This window comes from Streptomyces cinnamoneus, assembly GCF_014650495.1.
Lineage (GTDB): Bacteria > Actinomycetota > Actinomycetes > Streptomycetales > Streptomycetaceae > Streptomyces > Streptomyces cinnamoneus.
Genome location: NZ_BMVB01000002.1, coordinates 127,658 through 148,567, shown reverse-complemented (window position 1 = coordinate 148,567; position 20,910 = coordinate 127,658). Strand labels below are relative to the sequence as shown.

The following is a 20,910-nucleotide window of genomic DNA, read 5'->3' as shown; positions in this document are numbered from 1 at the left end:
GGGGCGTGAGGGTGTCGAGTGGGCCCCGATACGCCTCTTTTGGGAGGGGCAGGGGTTTAAGGGCGAGGTGTCATGCTTGCGAGGGAATGAGGACAGACGGGGGGTTCGGTGGAGATTCGGTGGGCAAATCTGGAGGCGCGACGTCGAAACGAAGCGCCAAGGCGGTCGGCCAACCCCCTGGCAACGTCCGGTAGTTCGTAGTTCCAGTGGAGGAATCGACATGGCAAGCACCCGCACCGCAGCCCGCCTCTTCGCCGCCCTCGCGGCGCTCCCGATGGTCGCCCTGCTCTTCGCCGGCGCGGCCCAGGCCGACGACGGCGGTCAGCTCGCCAACCGGGGGTCGAACGCGGCCGCCGCCGGGATCGTGGGGAGCGGCGTCGGGGGGAAGAATTACGGCAACAGCACCACCACGCTGCAGCAGGCCACCGGCTCCGGAGCGACGAACCAGGCGAATACCGCGAGCGTCATCGGCCACGGGCATACGGCGATCCGCCAGGACAACGTCCGCATCACCTTCACCAACCTGTGGTGACCGGCGGCTGACGCCGGGGAGCCCCCGGCGATTCCCGGCGAGTGCCCCCGCCCCCCGGGGCGCCGCCGGGAGATGTGGTGAGAGTGGACTGGGTCGTACGAACCGCGCGGCGGCACTCCGGTGCCGCCGCGCGGCTTTTTGTGCCCCGGGCGCGGGGCGCCGGTGTCGGCCCCGCGCCGAGTGCGGGTCTTGACTCACCCATGGAGCTGACGGACAGTCAGATATGTATCTGCCGTGCCGTGTTCCGCCGTCCCGTGCCGCCCGCATGCCCGTCCGTGCGCACGCCTGCATGCCCGGCTGCATGCCCGTCCGCGCGCACGCCCCGTACGAGGAGTCCCGGTGAGCGACCTGTACGAGCGGCTCAAGGCGTACGAAGGCCGGCCCGCCTTCTCCGGGCGCGGCCGCGACCCCGTCAACGCCCCCATGATCCGGCACTGGTGCGAGGCCATGGGCGACACCGGCCCCGCCTACGCGGGGGCCGCCCCCGTCGCCCCGCCCACCATGCTGCAGGCGTGGACGCTGGGCGGCCTCGGCGGCGGTGCGGCCGGGCGGACGGACGCGTACGGCGCACTGTTCGCGCTGCTCGACGAGGCCGGCTGCACGGCCGTCGTCGCCACCGACTGCGAGCAGGAGTACGTACGGCCGCTGCGGCCCGGCGATGTGATCACCTTCGACGGCGTGATCGAATCCGTGACGCCGCGCAAGGAGACCCGGCTCGGCGCCGGCCACTTCGTCACCACCCGCACCGAGATACGGGCCGGCGGCGAGCTCGCCGGCATCCATCGCTTCCGGATCCTGAAATACGCCCCGCACCCCAAGCCCGCCGGTGCCCCTGCGTCCCCTGCGTCCCCTGCGCCTCCCGCGCCCTCTGCTGCCGCCGCGCGTCCTCGCCCCGTCGTCAACCGCGACAACGCCGGCTTCTGGGAGGGCGTCGCCGAGCACAGGTTGCTGATCCAGCGGTGCGACGCCTGCGGGCGGCTGCGTTTCCCCTGGCTGCCGGGGTGCGGGGCGTGCGGCAGCCCGCGGTGGACGGCCGTCCCGGCGAGCGGGGCCGGCACCGTCCACTCGTACGTCGTCATGCACCACCCGCTCGCGCCGGGCTTCGACGGCCCCTACGCGGTCGGGCTGATCGAACTCGCCGAAGGCGTACGGATGATCAGCAACGTCACCGGCGTACCGCCGGACCGGGTGCGCATCGGGATGCCGGTCTCCCTGGACTTCGTCCGCGCGGACGGCCAGGACCTGCCCGTCTTCCGGGCAGCCGGCCCGGCGGAAGTGACCCCCCGCGCGAGCCGGCCCCCCAGCGGGGGAGGCTCCCGCACGAGCCCGTCCCCCGGCAGCCCGTCCCCCGGCAGCCGGCCCTCCGACAGCCGGCCTTCGGGCAGCCGGCCCTCCGACAGCCCGCCCCCCGACAGCCGGCCCTCCGACACCCCGCCCCCCGACACCCCGCCCCCCAACACCGAGCTGCCCCCGCTCACCGTCCCCGTCACCCGCACCCTCATCGTCGCCGGTGCCCTCGTCTCGCGTGACTACCAGGACGTGCACCACGACCCGGAGGCCGCACGCGCCAAGGGTGCCCCGGACATCTTCATGAACATCCTCACCACCAACGGTCTCGTCGGCCGCTACCTCACTGATCACTTCGGACCGGAGGCCGTCCTGCGCAAGGTCGCCATCCGTCTCGGCGTGCCCAACTACCCCGGCGACACCCTCGTCATGACCGGAACTATTAACTCCGTATGTGCGGACGAACGCATCGCCGAGGTCGGCATCACCGGCACCAACAGCCTCGGCCGTCACGTCACGGGCACCGTCACGCTGTCCCTCCCCGGGGAGCGGGCGTGAGCGCCCGGCGCTCAGGGGCCCTCGGCGGCCGGGCCGCCGTCGTCGGGATCGGCGCCACCGACTTCGGCAAGGACTCCGGCCGCAGCGAACTGGCCCTGGCCGCCGAGGCCGTACGGGCCGCCCTGGCCGACGCCGGCCTCGGGCCCGGGGACGTCGACGGCATGGTCACGTTCACCATGGACACCAGCCCCGAGATCACCGTCGCGCAGGCGGCCGGCATCGGGGAGCTGTCCTTCTTCTCCCGCGTCCACTACGGCGGCGGCGCCGCCTGCGCGACCGTCCTGCAGGCCGCCCTCGCCGTCGCCTCCGGGCTCGCGGAGGTCGTCGTCTGCTACCGCGCCTTCAACGAGCGCTCCGGCCGCCGCTTCGGCGCCGGGGTGGCGCGCCGCGAGCCCTCCGCGGAAGGCGTGGCGCTCGGCTGGGCGCTGCCCTTCGGCCTGCTCACCCCGGCCTCCTGGGTGGCGATGGCGGCCCGCCGCTACCTCCACGTCCACGGCCTGACGCCCGAGGTGTTCGGCCACGTCGCCGTCACCGCTCGCCGCCACGCGGCGCGCAACCCGGCCGCGTACTTCCACGGCAGGCCCATCACCCTCGCCGACCACGCCGCCTCCCGCCCGATCGCCGAACCGCTGCGGCTCCTCGACTGCTGCCAGGAGACCGACGGCGGGCAGGCGCTCGTCGTCACCTCCCTCGACCGCGCCCGTGCGCTCCCGCACCCGCCCGCCGTGGTCGTCGCCGCCGCGCAGGGCGCGGGCCGCGGCCAGGAGCAGATGACCGGTTTCTACCGCGGCGAGGTGGCCCGCCTGCCCGAGGCGGGCGTGGTCGCCCGGCAGTTGTGGGGGAGCAGCGGCCTGCGCCCGGCGGACATCGACGCGGCGATCCTCTACGACCACTTCACGCCGTACGTGCTGATGCAGTTGGAGGAGTTCGGCTTCTGCGCCCCGGGCGGGGCGGGCGCGTTCGTCGCCGCCGGCGCACTGCCGCTGAACACCCACGGCGGTCAGCTGGGCGAGGCGTACCTGCACGGGATGAACGGCGTCGCGGAGGCGGTGCGGCTGCTGCGCGGCAGTTCGTCGAACCAGGTGGCGGGCGTCCGGCACGTGCTCGTCACCGCAGGGACGGGTGTTCCCACCTCGGGGCTGATTCTCGGCGCAGACGGATGAAACCAGGGCGTGTCACCGCATAGCGCCGGTCTTCCGGCCCCTTGACTCGGCCGTATGCACCGACGGAGAAAGATCATCGGATATCTCGTCGCCCTGATGGCGGCGCTGGCCCAGGTGGTCACCCAGCCCGTGCCCGTCACGGCTGCACCGGTCGCGGGGCCCCTCGTCTACCGCGGCCGCGGCTTCGACACCTGCCAGGCCCCGCCGCTGACCACGCTCAGCGCGTGGGGGTCCGCCTCCGGCTACGGGGCCGTCGGCGTCTACTACGGCGGGCGGGCGCGGGCCTGCCCGCACCAGAAGTACCTCAGCAAGCGGTGGCTGACCGGCGCCCGCGACCTGGGCTGGCGCATCCTGCCGGTCTTCGTCGGCTCCCAGTCGCCCTGCGTCCGTGCCGCCTCCAAGGACGGCTTCCCCATCGGTGACGACCCCTACGGGCAGGGCAGCGACGAGGGCCGTGACGCCGCGCACAGCGCCGGGACCCTCGGCATCGCGGCCGGCAGCCCGCTCTACCTCGACATGGAGGCGTACGACTACTCCGACTACGACTGCGCCGACACCACCCTCACGTTCATCCAGGCGTGGAGCCGCACCGTCACCCGCTACGGCTACCTGCCCGGCTTCTACAGCAGCGCCGCGTCGGGCGTGCGGCACATGGAGCTCTCCCGCAGGGCGGGCGTGCCCCACCTGCCGGAGATCCTGTGGTTCGCCCGCTGGCGGGTGCCCGCCTCCACCGAGAAGGAGCAGGTGCTCTCCTCGGAGGCGTGGACGCCGCACCGCCGCATCCACCAGTACGCGGGGAACGTGAGCGAGACCCACGGCGGCCGGAAGCTGACCATCGACCGCAACCTCGTCGACGCCCCGGTGGCGGTCATTCCGTGACGGCCTGCGGTCCGTAGCCGGCGGCGCGGCCGGTTCCGCCCGTTCCGTCCGTTCCCGCCCGGTCGACGAGGGTCTCCCCCTATAGGAGGTGGGGCGGTCCCCCGGGGTACGACCTGAGGCGGACGGTGCTTCGGCACCTGCGGCCGATCCGCCGGGAGGGCGTCCGCTCCTAGCGTTGAGGCATGACAGCTCTTACGACGCCTGTGTGCACCAGCGCATCCACCGCCGCCGTGTACCCGTCGTTCTCTTCGTACGTACGGGCCCGGGGCACGGCTCTGCAGCGCACCGCCCGCTCGCTGACCTCGAACCCGTGCGATGCCGAGGATCTGCTGCAGACGGCGCTCACCAAGACGTACCTGGCCTGGGACCGCATCGAGGACCACCGGGCCCTCGACGGTTACGTGCGCCGGGCGCTGGTCAACACCCGCACCTCGCAGTGGCGCAAGCGCAAGGTCGACGAGTTCCCCTGCGAGGAGCTCCCCGAGCGCGAGGAGACCCCGGCGGGGGACCCGGCCGAGCAGCAGGCGCTGCGCGACGCGATGTGGCGCGCGGTGCACCGGCTGCCCGCCCGGCAGCGGGCGATGGTCGTCCTCAGGTATTACGAGGACATGACCGAGGTCCAGACCGCCGAGCTGCTCGGGGTGTCCGTCGGCACGGTCAAGAGCGCGGTCTCCCGCGCGCTGGGCAAGCTCCGGGAGGACCCGGAGCTCGCCGCGGCGGCCTGAGGCGGGCACTGCGGCGGCCGCCCCGGCCGGCCGGTTCAGCCCAGCGTCGTGACGACGAGCTCGCCGTCCGCGTAACTCCGGCGCAGCGCCTTCTTGTCGAACTTGCCCACCGACGTCTTCGGCACCGTCGCCACCAGCGACCAGCGCTCGGGCAGCTGCCAGCGGGCGACGCGCTCGCCGAGGAAGGCCCGCAGGCCCTCGTAGCCGACGGCCGAGTCGTCCTTGAGCACCACCACGGCCAGCGGCCGCTCGCCCCACTTCTCGTCCGGAACGGCCACCACCGCGGCCTCGGCGACCTCCGGGTGGGCCATGAGGTGGTTCTCCAGCTCCACCGAGGAGATCCACTCGCCGCCCGACTTGATGACGTCCTTCGCCCGGTCGGTCAGGGTCAGGAAGCCCTCCGGGCAGATCGTCCCGACGTCGCCCGTGCGCAGCCAGCCGTCCCCGCTGAACTTGTCCTCCGGGCGGTGCGGCTCGCCGTCCGCGCCGCCGTGGTAGGCGGCCGCGATCCAGGGCCCGCGCACCTCCAGCTCACCGGCCGACCGGCCGTCCCACGGCAGGACGTCCCCGCCCGGGCCCACCAGCCGGGCCTCCACCGACGCCGGCATCCGGCCCTGGGTGATGCGGTACGGCCACGCCTCCTCGCCACTCAGCCCGGCCGGCGGGAAGGCGACCGAGCCCAGCGGTGAGGTCTCGGTCATGCCCCACGCCTGGACGAGCGTCAGCCCGTGCCGCTCCTCGAACGCCTTCATCAGCGACGGCGGGCAGGCGGAACCGCCGCTGATCACGGTGCGCAGCGAGGTCATGTCGCGCGGGCGCGCGTCGAGTTCGGCGAGCAGCCCCTGCCAGATCGTCGGCACGCCGGCGGACACGGTCGGGCGCTCGGACTCGATCATGTCGGCGAGCGGGGCGGGCTGCAGGAAGCGGTCCGGCATGAGCAGCGACGTGCCGGCCATGAACGCGGCGTGCGGCAGGCCCCAGGCGTTGACGTGGAACATCGGCACGACGGGCAGGCAGACCTCGGCGGGCGTCAGCCCGAAGGAGGCGGCGGCGTTGACCTCCATCGCGTGGAGGTAGATCGAACGGTGGCTGTAGACCACGCCCTTGGGGTCGCCGGTCGTCCCCGAGGTGTAGCAGAGCGCGGCCGCCTGGCGCTCGTCCAGCTCCGGCCAGGGGTAGTGGTCGGCGGGGTGGCCCGCGACGAGGTCCTCGTACTCGTGCACCTGCGGGCGCACGCCGGCCAGCGCGGAGCGGTCCCCGGGGCCGGAGACGACGACGTGCTCGACGCAGTCCAGGTGCGGCAGCAGCGGGGCGAGCAGCGGCAGCAGCGAGCCGTTGACGAGGACGACGCGGTCGGCGGCGTGCCGGACGATCCAGACGAGCTGCTCGGGAGGGAGGCGGAGGTTGAGGGTGTGCAGGACGGCGCCCATGGAGGGGACCGCGAGGTAAGCCTCCACGTGCTCGGCGTTGTTCCACATGAGCGTGGCGACGGGCTCGCCCTCGGCCACTCCGAGGGTGCGGAGCGCGTGCGCGAGCTGCGTGGCCCGCCCGCCGACCTCGGCGAAGCTGCGCCGCTGCGGCGCGCCGTCGCCTGTCCAGGTCGTGACCTGGGCACTGCCGTGGATCCGCGCCCCGTGGGCCAGTATCCGTGCGACGGTCAGCGGTACGTCCTGCATCGTGCTCTGCACCGGGGGCCTCCCCATTCTGCGCGTCGTGACGCGAGGGTAGTTCCCGGTGATTCTGCTTGCGTATCCGGCGGTAAGTCACTACCCGGAGGAAATGAGTCCGCCACATTCCGGAACGGTGGGGAATGTTGGCGCAACGCGTGCGCCGGGGGCGCGCGTGAGTGAACGTGGTGCACGACGAGACTCGGGGCGCCGCCCGCGGGCGTTGTACCGCATTCACGTGACTACTTACCGTTAACACCGTGTGGCGTCCCCGTGGCGCCGACAGGAACGGGAGGAACGCCGCATGGAGTTGCGCACCGATACGGCCGGGGGGACGTCCGTCGGTGCGCCGCCCGCCGACGTCGCGTTCCTCGTCCTCCCGGACGGCGACGCGGGGCGCGCGGCGCTGGCCGCCCTGCGCGCCCCCGGGCCGCGGGTCATCGGCCACGCCTCCGGCCGCCCGTGGCTCGTGGGGCGGTGGCCCGACGGCGCGGTGGCGGTGGCCACGGCGGGACGCACCCGCATCGCGGTGATCGGGGACTGCCCCCTCGCCCGGGCCGAGCTGAAGGCCGCCGCCGGCAGACTGAGGGACGTGACGGGCCTCGACGAGCTCGCCCGCCGCCTGCCCGGCAGCGCCCACCTCCTCGCGTCCGCGGGCGGCCGGGTGCGCATCCAGGGCGGCGTCGCCGGGGTGCGGTCGGTGTACCGCGCCCGGGTGGCCGGGGTGACGGTCGCTGCCGACCGCCCCGACGCGCTGGCCCGTACGACGACCGCGCACATCGACGAACGGCTGCTGGCCCTGCGCCTGATGAGACCCGGCGTCCCGCACCCGCTGCGGGAGAGGACCCTGTGGCGCGGCGTGGACGCCGTCGCCCCCGGCAGCTGTCTGATCGTCGACCCCGACGGCACGGCGCGCACCGCCCGCTGGTGGGAGCCTCCCGAACCGCTGCTGTCCCTCGACCAGGGCGCGCCGCTGCTGCGCGAGGCCCTGGCCGCGGCGGTGCGGGCCCGGGGCCGCGTCGCCGGCGGCGTGGTCAGCGCCGACGACTCGGGCGGGATGGACTCCGCGGCGGTGGCCCACCTGGCGGCCGCCCCCGACCGCCGCCTGATCACCGTACGGATGCAGCGGCGCGGCGCCGACGACGAGGCGGCCGGGCAGCCGCCCGGGGCGGGCGACGAGCACGTGCTGCTGCGCCACGACCGCTCCCCGGCGCTGTACGCGGGCCTCGACCGGGGGACGGGCGTCCTGCCCGCCGAGCCCGCCCACTGGGTCCGGGCGGCCGCCCGCTTCGAGGAGGCCGCCCGCCAGATGGCGGCCAGGGGATCACGGCTGCACTTCGGCGGCCACGGCGGCGACGAGCTGTTCACCCCGCCCGCGGCCCATCTCCACACCCTCGCCCGTACACACCCCCGCATCGCCGTCCGGCACCTCAGGGAGCGCCGTGCCGAGGCACGCTGGCCGCTGATCGCGACGTGGCGGGCCGTCGCCGACTCCAAGGACTTCCCGGCCTGGCTCACCCACGGCGCCGACCGCCTCACCTCCGCGCCGCCCCGTCCCGACCGGCCCCAGCTGGGCTGGACCGCCGAGCTCCGCATGCCCGGCTGGGTCACCGCCGACGCGGTGTACACCTCGCGGGAGGTCCTCATCGACGCCTCGTACGAACCCCTGGCACCGGACCGCGGCACCCACCGCACCCTGGAGCGCATCCGCCGGGCCGGAGCCGCCGTCGGCTACGCGACGCGCCTGGCGGCCGCCCACGGCATCCGGCTCGCCGCGCCCTGCCTCGACGACCGGGTGATCGAAGCCGCCCTCGCCGTCCCCGCCCACGAGCGCGCCGCGCCGCACCGCCGCAAACCCCTGCTGGCCGAGGCCGTGCGCGACCTGCTCCCGGACGGGCCCGGCGCCCGCCCCGCGCGGCGGGGCCCGGACGACGAGGACGCCCTGTACGGATTCCGCCGGCACCGCCGCGCCCTGCTCGCCCTCTTCGACGGCTCCGAGCTCGCCCGCCTCGGCCTCGTCGACGACACCGCGGTCCGCGCGGCCCTGCGCGCCCCGCACCCCACCGTCGAGTCCCTGCTCACCCTCGAACCCACCCTGGCCTGCGAGGCGTGGCTGCGCACGCTGCTCCCCGCGCCGTGACGCCAGGTCCGATTCCCGCCAGCACCGCTCCACCCCTCCCGATTTCATTGAATGCGTAACCAGTTCAGGGAGGGCAGCATCATGAACGGCAAGACGGCTCTGGTGACCGGTGGCAGCCGCGGCATGGGCGCGGCGGTGGCACTGCGGCTGGCCGCGGCGGGCGCGGACGTGGCGATCACCTATGTGGCCGACGAGGAGGCGGCAGCGGCGGTGGTCCGCGGGATCGAGGCCCGGGGCCGGCGCGCCCTGGCGATACGGGCCGACGCGGGCGACGCCGTGGCCCCCGCCGAGGCGGTGCGGCGGACGGCGGAGACCTTCGGCCGGCTGGACGTGCTGGTCAACAACGCCGGGGTCGGTGTGCTCGGCCCCATCGACCAGCTCGTACCGGCCGACGTCGACCGGGTGCTGGCCGTCAACGTGCGCGGCGGCTTCCTGGCCGCGCAGGCCGCCGCCGGGCTGATGCCGCGGGGCGGGCGGATCATCACCATCGGCAGCTGCATGACGCAGCGGGTCCCCGGTCCGGGCGGCACCCTCTACGCGATGAGCAAGGCGGCGCTGACGGGGCTGACGAAGGCGCTGGCGCGGGAGCTGGGCGGCCGCGGCATCACCGCGAACATCGTCCACCCGGGCCCGGTCGACACCGACATGAACCCGGCGGACGGCCCGTACGCCGAGGGCCAGAGCGCGATGACCGCCCTCGGCCGGTTCGGCACGCCCGACGAGGTGGCGTCGATGGTCACCTACCTCGCGAGCGACGAGGCGCGCTACGTCACCGGCGCCGAGTTCGCCGTGGACGGCGGCCACGCGGCCTGAGCCCTTCTTCCGGCACCTCGTCCGGGGGCGCCGGTGCGGCCGGCCGGTGCCCCCCGGTGGGGGTCCGTCAGCTCCAGGTCTGGCCCGCGGGCGCCTGGACGGTGACGTTGAGGCGGTTGAAGAAGTTCGTCAGGGCGACCATCAGGATGATGGCGGAGAGCTGCTGCTCGTCGAAGTGGTCGGCGGCCTCGTCCCAGACGTCGTCGGGCACCCCGGACCGGTCGGCGAGCCGCGTGGCGGCCTCGGCCAGCGCGAGCGCGGCGCGCTCGGCGTCGGTGAAGAAGGGCGCCTCGCGCCAGGCCGCGACGGCGTGCAGCCGCTCGTCGGTCTCCCCGGCCTTCTTGGCACTGGCCACGCCCCCGTACACGCACGCGCTGCAGCCGTTGATCTGGCTGGCGCGCAGGTGGACCAGTTCCAGGACCGCCTGCGGCACGCCGCCCTGGTGCACGGCCTTGAAGATGTTCTGCACGCCCTTCATCGCGTCGGGCAGGACCTCGGTGGGGTTCTTCATCCGGGCGTTCACGGTCATGTCCTCCTGGTGGCCGGGCCGCGCTCGTCGCGCCACCCTCTTTCGTGTCCGTCACTCACCTGACGGATCGCGACACGAGGATGTGACGCGGACGCGGAAAAATATTTTTCCCGCGTCCGCGGTGCCGGGCCCGGATGCCCGGCACCGGTCGGCGTGTCCGGTCCCCGGCCGCGCACGGCGCGTTGCTCACGCCTGCCGGGTGCGGGAGGCCAGGGCGCTGCCCACCCAGCCCAGGGCCACCGAGGCCGCCGCGATGCCGCAGACGCCGCTCCAGCCCCAGTGGCTGAAGGCCGGGCCGGCCAGCGCGGAGGCGGAGGCACCGCCGATGAAGGCGGACACGACGTAGGCGGTGTTGGCCGCGGCGGGCTTCGCGGTGGCGGCCAGGGCTCGTGTCTGGTTGGCGACCTGACCGGCCATCAGGCCCGCGTGGATGAGGACGGCGCCGGCGCACAGCGCCCACAGGGCGTGGCCGCCCAGCCAGAACAGCGGCAGGGACAGCGCCGTCAGGGCGTAGGCGGTGGTGATCACGCGGTGGGGGCCGAAGCGGTCGATGAGGGTGCCGGAGACCGGGGCGACCGCGGTGGAGACGAGGCCGAAGAGACCGAAGAGACCCGCCGTGCCGGGCGAGAGGTGGTACGGGCCGGACGTCGTCAGGAGCAGGGTGAGGGTCGTCCACAGGGAGCTCCAGGCGCCGAACAGGCCGCCCTGGCGCAGGCAGGCGGCCCGCAGGTCGGCCGAGGCGGCCAGGAGGCCCGGCATCCCGGCTATCGCCTTGAGGGGACGGGCGGCCGCGCGCGGGCGGGTCTCCGCGGGCAGGAGGGCCGCGGTCAGCAGGCCGACGGCGACCGTCAGCGCCGCCGCGCCGAGGAAGACGGCGCGCCAGCCGAACGCCTGACCCGCGAGCCCGCCCAGCACCCGGGCCGCGACGATGCCGGTGAACAGCCCGGCCACCACCGCCGCCACGTGCCGTCCGCGCCGGTCGGCCGGGGCGCGTTCGGCGACGAGCGGTACGAGCAGCTGCGGTACGACCGTCGCGGCGCAGGCCACCAGCACGGCCGCGGCCAGGGCGGGCAGGCCGGGGGCGAACGCGGCGGCGACCAGGGCCGCACCGGCCACGGTGGAGAGGACGCCCACGACCCGGCGGCGGTCGGCGGTGTCCCCGAGCGGTGCGAAGAACAGCAGGCCGACGGCGTAGCCGAGCTGGGCGATGGAGGCGATCCAGCCGGCGGACGAGGGGGAGGCCCCGAAGTCACGGGCGATCAGGCCGAGGAGCGGGGCGGCGAGGTAGATGTTGGCGGCGGTGACCGCCGTGCACAGGGCGATGACGGCGAGCAACGGGCCGCTGCGGCGTTCGGCGCGGGCCGGCCGGCCCGAGGAGGGGCCGGTGGGCAGGCCGGCGGAGGGGTCGGCGGACGTGCCGGCGGGCGCGACGGACTGTTCCTGACGGGTGGCGGTCATCGGTGCGGGTGCTCCCCCTGAGTTGCAACCAACTGGTTGGTTAAAAGTGGCAGTGCGTGGCGGGGGATGTCAACCAAATAGTTGGTTACTCTGTTCCGCATGGCAGGAGTCAGGGATCCCGAGGCCACCAAGGCCCGCATCTTCGAGGCGGCCACCGCCGAGTTCGCCGCTCACGGCATCGCCGGCGCCCGCATCGACCGCATCGCCCGCGAGGCCAGGGCGAACAAGCAGCTGATCTACGCCTACTTCGGCAACAAGGCCGAGCTCTTCTCCCAGGTCCTGGAGCGGCGCCTCATGGAGCTGGCCGCCGCCATCCCCGTCGACGCCGAGGATCCCGACGGGTGGATCGACCGCCTCATGGACTACCACGCCGCCCATCCCGAGCTGATCAGGCTGGTCTTCTGGGAGGGGCTGGAGTACGGCGCCGACGGCATCCCGCACGAGGAGGAGCGCAAGCGCCACTACGAGCGCAAGGTCGCCGTGTTCGCCGAGGCGCAGGCCGAGGGCGTCGTCGACGCCCGCATCCCGGCGCCCGACCTGCTCTTCATGATGATCGCCCTGGCGTCGTGGGCCACCGTGCAGCCGCAGATGCGGCGCATCCTCATCGGCGACACGGACGAGGACGCGGCCCGGCTGCGCGCGTCCGTCCGCGCGGCCGCACGCCGCCTGACCGGCCGCGAGGCGTAGGGCCGCCCCGGCGGCCGGCCTGCCGGGACAGTCCGACGGCCCGGCGTTCGGGCAGTCCGACGGCCCGGCGGCCGGGCGGTGCGCCCCCGCAAGGGCGTCAGTTCGTACCGATCTTCGCCAGCAGGTCCACGATGCGGCCCTGCACCTCGGCGCTCGTCGAGCGCTCCGCGAGGAAGAGGACCGTCTCGCCGGACGCCAGGCGCGGCAGCTGCGACGGGTCGATGTCGGCGGACGTGTAGACGACCAGCGGCGTGCGGTTCAGCGCGCCGTTCCCGCGCAGCCAGTCGACGATGCCGGCGCGACGGCGCCGCACCTGCATCAGGTCCATGACGACCAGGTTCGGGCGCGTCTGCGCGGCGAGCGTCACCGCCTCCGCGTCCGTCGCCCCGCACACCACGTGCATCCCGCGCCGCTCCAGCGTCGCGGTCAGCGCGTTCGCGATCGGCTCGTGCTCCTCGATCAGCAGCACCCGCGGCGGGTGCATCTCGCTGTCGCGCGGCGCGAGGGCCTTGAGCAGGACGGCCGGGTCGGCGCCGTAGGCGGCCTCCCGCGTCGCGTGCCCCAGGCCCGCCGTCACCAGCACCGGCACCTCGGCCGCGACCGCCGCCTCGCGCAGCGACTGCAGCGCGGTCCGGGTGATCGGGCCCGTCAGCGGGTCGACGAACAGCGCCGCCGGGTACGCGGCGATCTGCGCGTTCACCTCTTCGCGGGAGTGCACGATCACCGGGCGGTAGCCGCGCTCGGTCAGCGCCTTCTCGGTGGACTCGTCGGGGGCCGGCCACACGAGCAGCCGGCGCGGGTTGTCCAGTGGCTCCGGCGGCAACTCGTCGTCCATCGGCGGGCGGACGGCCTCCACGACCTCGACCGCGCCGTTCGGCCCGTCGAGCGGCTCCGGGCCCTCGGCGCCCTCGTCCGGTGCCCCTATGGCGAAGGCACGGCCTTCGGGGGCCCCGAGGGGGTGCGGGCGGGCGGTGCCGTTGCCGGGCGCGGCCGGGGCCGCGGGGGCCGGGGGAGCGGCGGGGGCGTCCGGGCGGGCCTGTGCCTGGGCCTGCACCTGTGCCTGCGCCTGGGCGGCTTGCGCCTCGCGCTCGCCCTCGGCCGGGTTCGCCAGTTTGCGGCGGCGGCCGGAGCCGGCGGAAGGGGTTCCGTGAGCCGGGGTCTCGCCCGTGCCGGGACCCTGCCCCAGCATCCGCACGCTGATGGGCCGCGCGGCCGGGGCCTCGGCACCGGCCTGCTTCGGCGCGGCCCCCGGCTCCTCCGCGAGCGCGCGCCGCGCACGGCGCCGGCCGGTCGGGACGGGGGCGGCGGCCTCGCCGCCCGCCGGCGGGACCTCGAAGCGGTATGCCTCGGCGGAACCGTCCTCGCCCTCGGGGCTCTGCGCACCCGCGGCGGGGCCGGCGTGGGGGGACGTCCCGCCGTTGCCGGGTACGGCCACGCCCTGCGGCTGCGGGCCGCCGTCGTTGTAGGCGTCGGAAACGTCCGGGCCCGGCCGGGCCGGGGCGGTCGCGCCGTTCGTACCGGCGCCACCGGCCGCGGGCACAGCGACGCCGCCGCCCGTAGGCCCACCGTCCTGCCCGGGCACCGGTACGCCTCCGGCGCCGGCGGCGGGCGCAGCGCCCTGCCCGGGCGCCGGTGCGCCATCGGCTACGGCCAGGGGCGCGCTGCCGCTGCCGGTCACCTGTGCCCGGCCCTGCACGGGCCCCGGCGCCCCGCTCCGGGCGGCGGCAGGCCCGCCGCCCGCACCGCTCACCGGCACACCACCGGCCACATGCGCACCGGCGGGACCGGTGCCGTGCGGGCCGTCCGGACCGTTCGTCGCCGTACCGCCCGGCCCCGGGACGGGCACCACACCGGCCGTAGGCGCACCGCCGGGACCGGCCGCACTGTTCGTCGTCGCGCCGCCCGGCCCCGGCGCAGGCGCACCACCGGGTCCGGCCACATGCGCACCGTGGGCACCGCTCATCGGCGCACCGCCGGGCCCCGGCACGGGCGCGCCACCGGCGCCGGGCACGGGTACGCCGCCGCCGTCAGCCATGTGCGCACCGCGGCCACCTGTCCCGTGCGCACCGCTCATCGGCGCACCGCCCGGCCCCGGAACGGGCGCGCCACCGGCGCCGGGCACGGGTACGCCGCCGCCGTCAGCGATGTGCGCACCGCGGCCACCTGCCCCGTGGGCACCGCTCATCGGCGCACCGCCCGGCCCTGGCACGGGCGCGCCACTACCGCCGGGCACCGGCACACCGCCGCCACCGGCCGTGGGGGCGCCGTCGGCGCGGGGCGTCGGCACGCTGCCCGCACCCTGCGGCCGTGCGTTCTCACCGGCCGGCACCGGCACCCCGTCCGGCCCGTACGCCACCGCCCCCGCACCCGGTGCCGTCGGCTCCACGGGGTCGGGGTTCGGGCGGGGACGGGTGGGGCGGGGGGAGCCCAGGAAGGCGTCCGTTCCACCGCGGGGGGTGTAGGCGGGCGGCTCGTCCGCGGGAGACACGGGGGAGACGGGGGACGCCGGGGATTCCGGCGTGCGGTCGGCGTCCGCCGGCGGCAGCGCGAACGCCGTGCGCGGAGCGGACGATTCGTCCGTCGCCTGGCTGGGGATCTGGGCCTCCGGTGCGGCCTCCGCCACGCCGCGGCGGGCCCGTCGGCCCGTCGGCGCCGTCGCCTCGGCGGCTTCGGCCGGGCGGTCCGCCTCGGCCGGCGGCAGCGCGAACGCGGAGCCCGCGGCCTCGCCCGCCGCCTCGCGGCGCGCCCGGCGCCCGGTCGGCGCGCCCGTGGCCTGCGGCGGTACGAGTCCCGCGCCGGGTCGCTCGCTCCCGCCCTCGCCGGAGTCCTCTTCCGGGCGGGCGGGGCCGCGCCGCCGTCCGGTCGGCTGCTGTGCGGCCGCGGGGCCCGCAGCCGTGCCGCCGGTGCCGGCGCCGTCGGCCTCGGCCGCCGGCGGCTCCGCGCGGCGCGCCCGCCGGCCACCGCCCTGCGCACCCTGTGCGCTCTGCGCGGCGTCCTGGCCGAGGCTGCCGCCCTGCGGCTCGGCGTCCGGGCTCATGCCCCGCGCGCGCTGCGTCGGCATCGGCATGACGGTCGTCAGGTTCTCGGTGTCCGGCCCCTGCGGCTGGGCGGACGCCGGGACCGGGCCCGCGTCGGCCGAGACCGGGACCTCCAGGACGTACGCCTTGCCGCCCGACGTGCCGGGCAGGTCGTGGGTCTGCAGCACGCCGCCGTGCCGGCGCACGATGCCGCGCACCAGCGGGCCGTGCACCGGGTCGCCGCCGGGGTACGGGCCGCGGACCTCGACACGCACGACGTCGCCGCGCTGCGCCGCCGCGACGACGATCGTCGAGTCGCCGGAGCCCGGACCGGAACCGGAAGCGGAGGTGGACGTCGAGCCCGTGGCGTCGACGCCGGCGACGTCCGCGATCAGGTGCGCGAGCGCCTGTGCGAACCGCCCGGCGTCCACCTCGGCCTCGATCGCCGGGGCGTGGACGGCGAACTGCGCCCGCCCGGGGCCGATCAGCTCGACCGCGCCGTCGACGCCGGCCGCGACGACCTCGTCGAGCTTGACCTTCTTCCGGTCGAGCTTGTCCTGCCCGGCGTCCAGCCGCTGGTAGGCGAGGACGTTGTCGACGAGCGTCGTCATCCGCGCGTAGCCGGCGGCCAGGTGGTGCAGGATCTGGTTGGCCTCGGGCCAGAGCTGGCCGGCCGGGTCGTCGGCCAAGGTGCCCAGTTCGGCGCGGAGTTGGTCGAGGGGACCGCGCAGGGAGCTGTCCAGCGTGGCCAGCAGCTGGGCGTGGCGCGCGGCCAGGGCGTCGTACGGACGCCGGTCGGTGAAGGTCATCACGGCGCCGACGAGCTGGTCGCCGTCGCGCACGGGCGCGGTCGTCAGGTCGACCGGCACCGCGCGGCCGTCCTTGGCCCACAGCACCTGCCCGCGCACCCGGTGCTTGCGGCCGGAGCGCAGGGTGTCGGCGATGGGCGACTCCTCGTACGGGAACGGCGTGCCGTCCGTGCGGGAGTGGTGGATGAGGGGGTGCAGCTCGCGCCCGCCGAGGTCGCTCGCGCGGTAGCCGAGGATCTGCGCCGCCGAGGGGTTGACGAGGACGACCTTGCCGGCGGTGTCCACGCCGACGACGCCCTCCGCCGCCGCGCGCAGGATCATCTCGGTCTGCCGCTGCGAGCGGGCGAGCTCGGCCTCGGTGTCGACGGTGCCGGTCAGGTCGCGGACGACGAGCATGAGCAGCTCGTCGTCGTAGGAGGCGTGCGGCTCCGCGTACGGGGTGCGGCCGTCGAGGTTGGCGCTGGTCACCTCGACGGGGAACTGGGTGCCGTCCGTGCGCCGGGCGATCATCCGGGTGGGCTTGGTGCGCCCGCCGTCGGCGTCGTCGCGCGGCGGCCGCAGTCCGCCGGGGATGCGCCGCGAGTCGAAGTCGGGCAGCAGGTCGAGCAGCCCGCGTCCGACGAGACCGGTGCCGGGCACCTCGAACGTCTCCAGCGCGATGTGGTTGGCGTTGACGACCGTGCCGTTGCAGTTGACCAGCAACAGGGCATCGGGCAGGGCGTCGAGTATGGCTGCGAGGCGAGCAGCGCCTCGGGATGGCCTGCTGCTCACGACGACGCTTCCTCCCTGAATACCGCACCTTGCCGACCGCTCCGGGCGGGTTTGCGCCGCCTCGGGGCCTGTCATTGAGGGGAAGTCTACGGGCTGCCGTTACGGGCGCTACTGCGGATGACGGGTGTGCCTGAGGCCGTCACCGGGTGGCTGCCGGGCGTCTCGGGCAGGCCGGACATGCCCCTCGTGTCCGCCTTCGTGGTGACCTCGGCGTCACTCCCGACCGGTTTGCACGACCGATTTCTTCGGCGAGCCCTTCGACTCCCCGAACACGATGGAGAACTTGTTCCACCGCGCCGTCTCGCACCCGTCCTTCCTGTTGAAGTCGGCGTTCACCGGCCGGCCCGCCCAGGTGCCGCTCACGTGCGCCCGCTCCGGGCCGCCGTAGAGCATCGTGCACATCTGGCCCTTCGGCACGGGTGCGAAGAGGTCCCTGCCCCACTGCGTCTGCCCGTCGAGCTGCTCGCACGCCTCCTTGGCGCGCGGGTGGGTGCCGCCGGCCGGGTGGCAGTACAGCTCGAACGTGCCGTCGTGGGAGCCGGTGTCCCTGACGGTGATCGTGAGGTGGTCGCCGCCGCGGTCCGGCCCGTCGGCGCCGCCCAGCGGAAGCGGGGCGGCCGTGGCGACGGCCGTGGCGGCGAGGAGCGGGGCGGCCAGCGCGGCGGCGAGGGCGACGCGGCGGAGTGACATGCGGAGACTCCCGGGGGATGCGAGTGGGACGGGGACGGGCGGCCGGAATCCGGGCCGGACCCCTCGTGACGAACTAACGCGCCGGAGCGCCCCGCGTTGCGCGCCGGTAACGCCCTTTGCCCAGGGCAGCCGTCGCCCGGTACCGTAGGGTGCGATTGGTGGCGAGCCCCAGGGCTGTGTCATCATCTGCACGCGACACCCGCGCATGCGCGGATGTAGCTGGAGGCGTCGCCTAGTCCGGTCTATGGCGCCGCACTGCTAATGCGGTTTGGGTCTTAAAGCCCATCGAGGGTTCAAATCCCTCCGCCTCCGCAGTCGCCGGAAGCCCCGGTCGTCCTTGTGACGGCCGGGGCTTTTGCATGGGCGCGCCGTGGGCCGAGACCTTCCGCCACCGCCTCGCGCGATCTTGCGTATGGGCTGTTTTCGCAGGTCAGAAGGGGTGTCGGTAAGGGATTTCGTCTGGCGGCGAGGTTCATGTAATGTTGTCCACGCAACGCCGACCGGCAAGAAAGTCCGCCGGAAAGCCGAGCGCTCGTAGCTTAACGGATAGAGCACTTGACTACGGATCAAGAGGTTGCAGGTTCGAATCCTGCCGAGCGCACAGCCGGACAACCGGAGCCGATATCGGTCCCGGAAGTCCGACCGTCGCGGGGTGGAGCAGCTCGGTAGCTCGCTGGGCTCATAACCCAGAGGTCGCAGGTTCAAATCCTGTCCCCGCTACTAAGACCACAGGCCCGGTACCACTGGTACCGGGCCTGTGGCGTTCCCGGACCCGGATCCGGCCCGCGGGCATCCGGCCCGCGGGCGGCGCGGCCGGGGCCGAAATCACCGCCCCCGGATTCTCAGACGATTCACAGAGTGGGGAAAGACCCCTCTCACCCGCCGCTCCCACCATCGTCACCATGCCGACCACCGCCTCGCCCCAAGGGCGTACCCAGCTGCTGCACGATGACGGAAGCCCCGTACGCGTCCTGGTCGTCGACGACGAGGCGCCGCTCGCCGACCTGCTCTCCCTCGCCCTGCGCTACGAGGGCTGGCACGTGCGGTCGGCCGCCGACGGCACCGAAGCGGTCCGCTGCGCCCGGGAGTTCCGGCCGGACGCCGTCGTCCTCGACGTGATGCTCCCCGACATGGACGGCCTGGCCGTGCTGGGCCGGCTGCGGCACGACCGGCCCGACGTGCCGGTGCTCTTCCTGACCGCCAAGGACTCCGTCGAGGACCGCATCGCCGGGCTCACCGCCGGCGGCGACGACTACGTCACCAAGCCGTTCAGCCTGGAGGAGGTCGTCGCCCGGCTGCGCGGCCTGCTGCGCAGGTCGCGGGCGGTGGCGCCGCGCGGCGACTCCCTTCTGACCGTCGGCGACCTGGTCCTCGACGAGGACAGCCACGAGGTCACCCGGGGCGGTACCGGGATCCACCTGACCGCCACCGAGTTCGAGCTGCTGCGCTTCCTCATGCGCAATCCGCGCCGGGTGCTCAGCAAGCCGCAGATCCTCGACCGCGTCTGGTCGTACGACTTCGGCGGGCAGGCCAACGTCGTCGAGCTCTACATCTCCTACCTGCGCCGGAAGATCGACGCCGGGCGCGAGCCCATGATCCACACGCGGCGCGGGGCCGGCTACCTCATCAAGCCCGCGGCCGCCCCCGCCGCACCGCCCGCCGCGTCCGCGTGAGCAGGCGTCCCCGGCCCCTGCGCACCCGCCTGGTCCTGTCCACCGTCGCCCTGGTCGCCGTCGTCTGCGCGGTGATCGCGACCGTCACCACCATCGTGCTGCGCAGCTACCTCTACGGGCAGCTCGACACCCAGCTCGGCGAAGTGGCCCGGCGCGCCGCCGGGCACCGCGCCCCGGCGCCCCACGACGACACCGATCCGCTGCGCTTCCTCAAGGCGGGCGGCCAGCCCATCGGCACGGTCGGGGCGGTGACCGGCGACGGCGGCCGGGTGCTGCGGGCGGCCGTCAGCATCCAGCCGGACGGCGGCCGCCCCGCCTTCCCCGAACTGGAGCCGCTCACCGCGGCCCAGGGCGACGCCCTCGCCCGGTTGCCGCGCGACGGCGGGCCGCACGAGGTGGACCTGCCCGGCCGCGGCCGGTACCGGGTCACGTCCGTGACCGCCCCCGACGGCACGGCCTACCTCGTCGGCATCCCCACCGCCGCCGTGCAGGAGACCCTGAACACCCTCGTCCTGGTCGAGGTCTGCGTCACCGCGACCGGCCTGGTCGCGGCCGGGCTCGCGGCCGGCGCGATCGTACGCCTGGCCCTGCGGCCGCTGCGCCGCGTCGCCGCCACCGCCACGCGCGTCGCCGAACTGCCGCTGCACAGCGGCGAGGTGGCCCTGCACGAGCGCGTACCGGAAGCGGAAGCGGACCCCCGGACCGAGGCCGGGCAGGTCGGCGCGGCGCTCAACCGCATGCTCGGACACGTCGGTTCGGCCCTGGCGGCCCGGCAGGAGAGCGAGACGCGCGTACGGCAGTTCGTGGCCGACGCCGGGCACGAACTGCGCACCCCCCTGGCCTCCATCCGCGGTTACGCCGAACTCACCCGGCGCGGCCCCGAGCGGACCGGCCCGGCCACCCGGCACGCCCTCGGCCGCATCGAATCCGAGGCACAGCGGATGACCGGCCTGGTGGAGGACCTGCTGCTGCTCGCCCGCCTGGACACCGGGCGCCCGCTGGAGCGCGCGGACGTGGACCTCTCCCCGCTCGTCGTCGACGCCGTCAGCGACGCGCGCGCGGCGGGCCCCGGGCACGCGTGGCGCCTGGACCTGCCGGGCCCCGACGCGCCGGTGCGCGTGTGCGGGGACGCCGGGCGGCTGCACCAGGTGCTGGTGAACCTGCTGGCCAACGCGCGGACGCACACCCCGGCGGGGACGACCGTGACGGCGCGCGTGCGGCCGGGGAACGGCCGGTGCGCGGTGGTGGAGGTCGAGGACGACGGGCCGGGGATACCGGAAGCGGTCCTGCCGAGGGTCTTCGAGCGCTTCGCACGCGGCGATGCGTCCCGCGCCCGCACCGACGCCGGCGGCACGGGGCTCGGCCTGGCGATCGTACGGGCGGTCGTCACGGCGCACGGGGGCCGCGTCGCGGCGGCCAGTGCCGCCGGCCGGACCGTCTTCACGGTGGAGCTGCCGGTGCACGGCGGGGCCTGACCGCACCGCGCAGGGCGACCCCGGCCGGGCGTGATCC

The 20,910-nt window shown here is 75.2% G+C and carries 15 protein-coding genes, 3 tRNA genes and 1 pseudogene; 14 read left to right on the top strand and 5 right to left on the bottom strand.

Features of this window, described 5'->3' with window-relative positions; all coding sequences use genetic code 11:
- Positions 1-220: 220 nt before the first annotated feature.
- The 6 genes and pseudogenes from IE182_RS03210 to IE182_RS03190 all read left to right on the top strand — a co-directional run bounded on the left by IE182_RS03210 (position 221) and on the right by IE182_RS03190 (position 5,144).
- Positions 221-532, top strand: a complete 312-nt coding sequence (locus IE182_RS03210; protein ID WP_190108075.1) for a hypothetical protein — start codon at positions 221-223, stop codon at positions 530-532.
- Positions 533-880: 348 nt separating this feature from the next.
- Positions 881-1,795 (top strand): annotated as a pseudogene (locus IE182_RS31785) (bifunctional MaoC family dehydratase N-terminal/OB-fold nucleic acid binding domain-containing protein); the annotation flags it as partial.
- Positions 1,796-1,807: 12 nt separating this feature from the next.
- Complete coding sequence (locus IE182_RS31780; protein ID WP_229844566.1) at positions 1,808-2,377, top strand: MaoC family dehydratase; 570 nt, start codon at positions 1,808-1,810, stop codon at positions 2,375-2,377.
- Positions 2,374-3,540: a lipid-transfer protein gene (locus IE182_RS03200; protein WP_190108074.1), complete on the top strand. Its 1,167-nt coding sequence runs from the start codon at positions 2,374-2,376 to the stop codon at positions 3,538-3,540. The genes IE182_RS31780 and IE182_RS03200 overlap by 4 nt, the downstream gene beginning before the upstream one ends.
- Before the next feature lie 54 nt (positions 3,541-3,594).
- Positions 3,595-4,419 carry a DUF1906 domain-containing protein gene (locus IE182_RS03195; protein WP_190108073.1) on the top strand — a complete coding sequence of 275 codons (825 nt, stop codon included), beginning with the start codon at positions 3,595-3,597 and terminating at the stop codon, positions 4,417-4,419.
- A 182-nt stretch (positions 4,420-4,601) separates the two neighbouring features.
- The gene (locus IE182_RS03190) at positions 4,602-5,144 is read left to right on the top strand and encodes a SigE family RNA polymerase sigma factor (protein WP_190108072.1); all 543 of its coding nucleotides are present in this window, start codon (positions 4,602-4,604) and stop codon (positions 5,142-5,144) included.
- Between the two features lie 35 nt (positions 5,145-5,179).
- On the opposite strand, the gene IE182_RS03185 is transcribed toward IE182_RS03190, so the two are convergent.
- Entirely contained in the window at positions 5,180-6,832 is a 1,653-nt protein-coding gene (locus IE182_RS03185) for a long-chain fatty acid--CoA ligase (protein ID WP_190108071.1), read from the bottom strand.
- Between the two features lie 283 nt (positions 6,833-7,115).
- On the opposite strand from IE182_RS03185, the gene IE182_RS03180 reads away from it, so the two are divergent.
- Both IE182_RS03180 and IE182_RS03175 read left to right on the top strand, forming a co-directional pair.
- The gene (locus IE182_RS03180; RefSeq protein ID WP_190108070.1) at positions 7,116-8,951 is read left to right on the top strand and encodes an asparagine synthase-related protein; all 1,836 of its coding nucleotides are present in this window, start codon (positions 7,116-7,118) and stop codon (positions 8,949-8,951) included.
- Between the two features lie 81 nt (positions 8,952-9,032).
- Entirely contained in the window at positions 9,033-9,764 is a 732-nt protein-coding gene (locus tag IE182_RS03175) for an SDR family oxidoreductase (RefSeq protein WP_190108069.1), read from the top strand.
- Positions 9,765-9,831: 67 nt separating this feature from the next.
- Here IE182_RS03175 and IE182_RS03170 read toward each other — a convergent pair whose 3' ends face one another.
- A complete protein-coding gene (locus tag IE182_RS03170) occupies positions 9,832-10,287 on the bottom strand; it encodes a carboxymuconolactone decarboxylase family protein (RefSeq protein WP_190108366.1) in 456 nt (151 codons plus the stop codon).
- A gap of 192 nt (positions 10,288-10,479) precedes the next feature.
- Positions 10,480-11,751: an MFS transporter gene (locus IE182_RS03165; protein ID WP_190108068.1), complete on the bottom strand. Its 1,272-nt coding sequence runs from the start codon at positions 11,749-11,751 to the stop codon at positions 10,480-10,482.
- Between the two features lie 99 nt (positions 11,752-11,850).
- On the opposite strand from IE182_RS03165, the gene IE182_RS03160 reads away from it, so the two are divergent.
- Positions 11,851-12,438, top strand: a complete 588-nt coding sequence (locus IE182_RS03160) for a TetR/AcrR family transcriptional regulator (RefSeq protein ID WP_190108067.1) — start codon at positions 11,851-11,853, stop codon at positions 12,436-12,438.
- Positions 12,439-12,535: 97 nt separating this feature from the next.
- Here the strand turns inward: IE182_RS03160 and IE182_RS03155 are convergent, their stop codons facing one another.
- Both IE182_RS03155 and IE182_RS03150 read right to left on the bottom strand, forming a co-directional pair.
- Complete coding sequence (locus IE182_RS03155; protein ID WP_190108066.1) at positions 12,536-17,035, bottom strand: PAS domain-containing protein; 4,500 nt, start codon at positions 17,033-17,035, stop codon at positions 12,536-12,538.
- 213 nt (positions 17,036-17,248) lie between these two features.
- Positions 17,249-17,725 (bottom strand): SSI family serine proteinase inhibitor, encoded by a 477-nt coding sequence (locus IE182_RS03150; protein ID WP_190108065.1) that lies wholly within the window; start codon positions 17,723-17,725, stop codon positions 17,249-17,251.
- A gap of 221 nt (positions 17,726-17,946) precedes the next feature.
- Here IE182_RS03150 and IE182_RS03145 point away from each other — a divergent pair.
- The 5 genes from IE182_RS03145 to IE182_RS03130 all read left to right on the top strand — a co-directional run bounded on the left by IE182_RS03145 (position 17,947) and on the right by IE182_RS03130 (position 20,873).
- Positions 17,947-18,037 (top strand) — tRNA-Ser (locus IE182_RS03145).
- A 216-nt stretch (positions 18,038-18,253) separates the two neighbouring features.
- Positions 18,254-18,326 (top strand) — tRNA-Arg (locus IE182_RS03140).
- 45 nt (positions 18,327-18,371) lie between these two features.
- Positions 18,372-18,445 (top strand) — tRNA-Met (locus tag IE182_RS03135).
- A gap of 182 nt (positions 18,446-18,627) precedes the next feature.
- Positions 18,628-19,398 (top strand): response regulator transcription factor, encoded by a 771-nt coding sequence (locus tag IE182_RS31775; protein WP_229844538.1) that lies wholly within the window; start codon positions 18,628-18,630, stop codon positions 19,396-19,398.
- A complete protein-coding gene (locus IE182_RS03130) occupies positions 19,395-20,873 on the top strand; it encodes a sensor histidine kinase (protein ID WP_229844537.1) in 1,479 nt (492 codons plus the stop codon). Before IE182_RS31775 ends, IE182_RS03130 begins: the two co-directional genes overlap by 4 nt.
- The last annotated feature ends 37 nt before the right edge of the window (positions 20,874-20,910 follow it).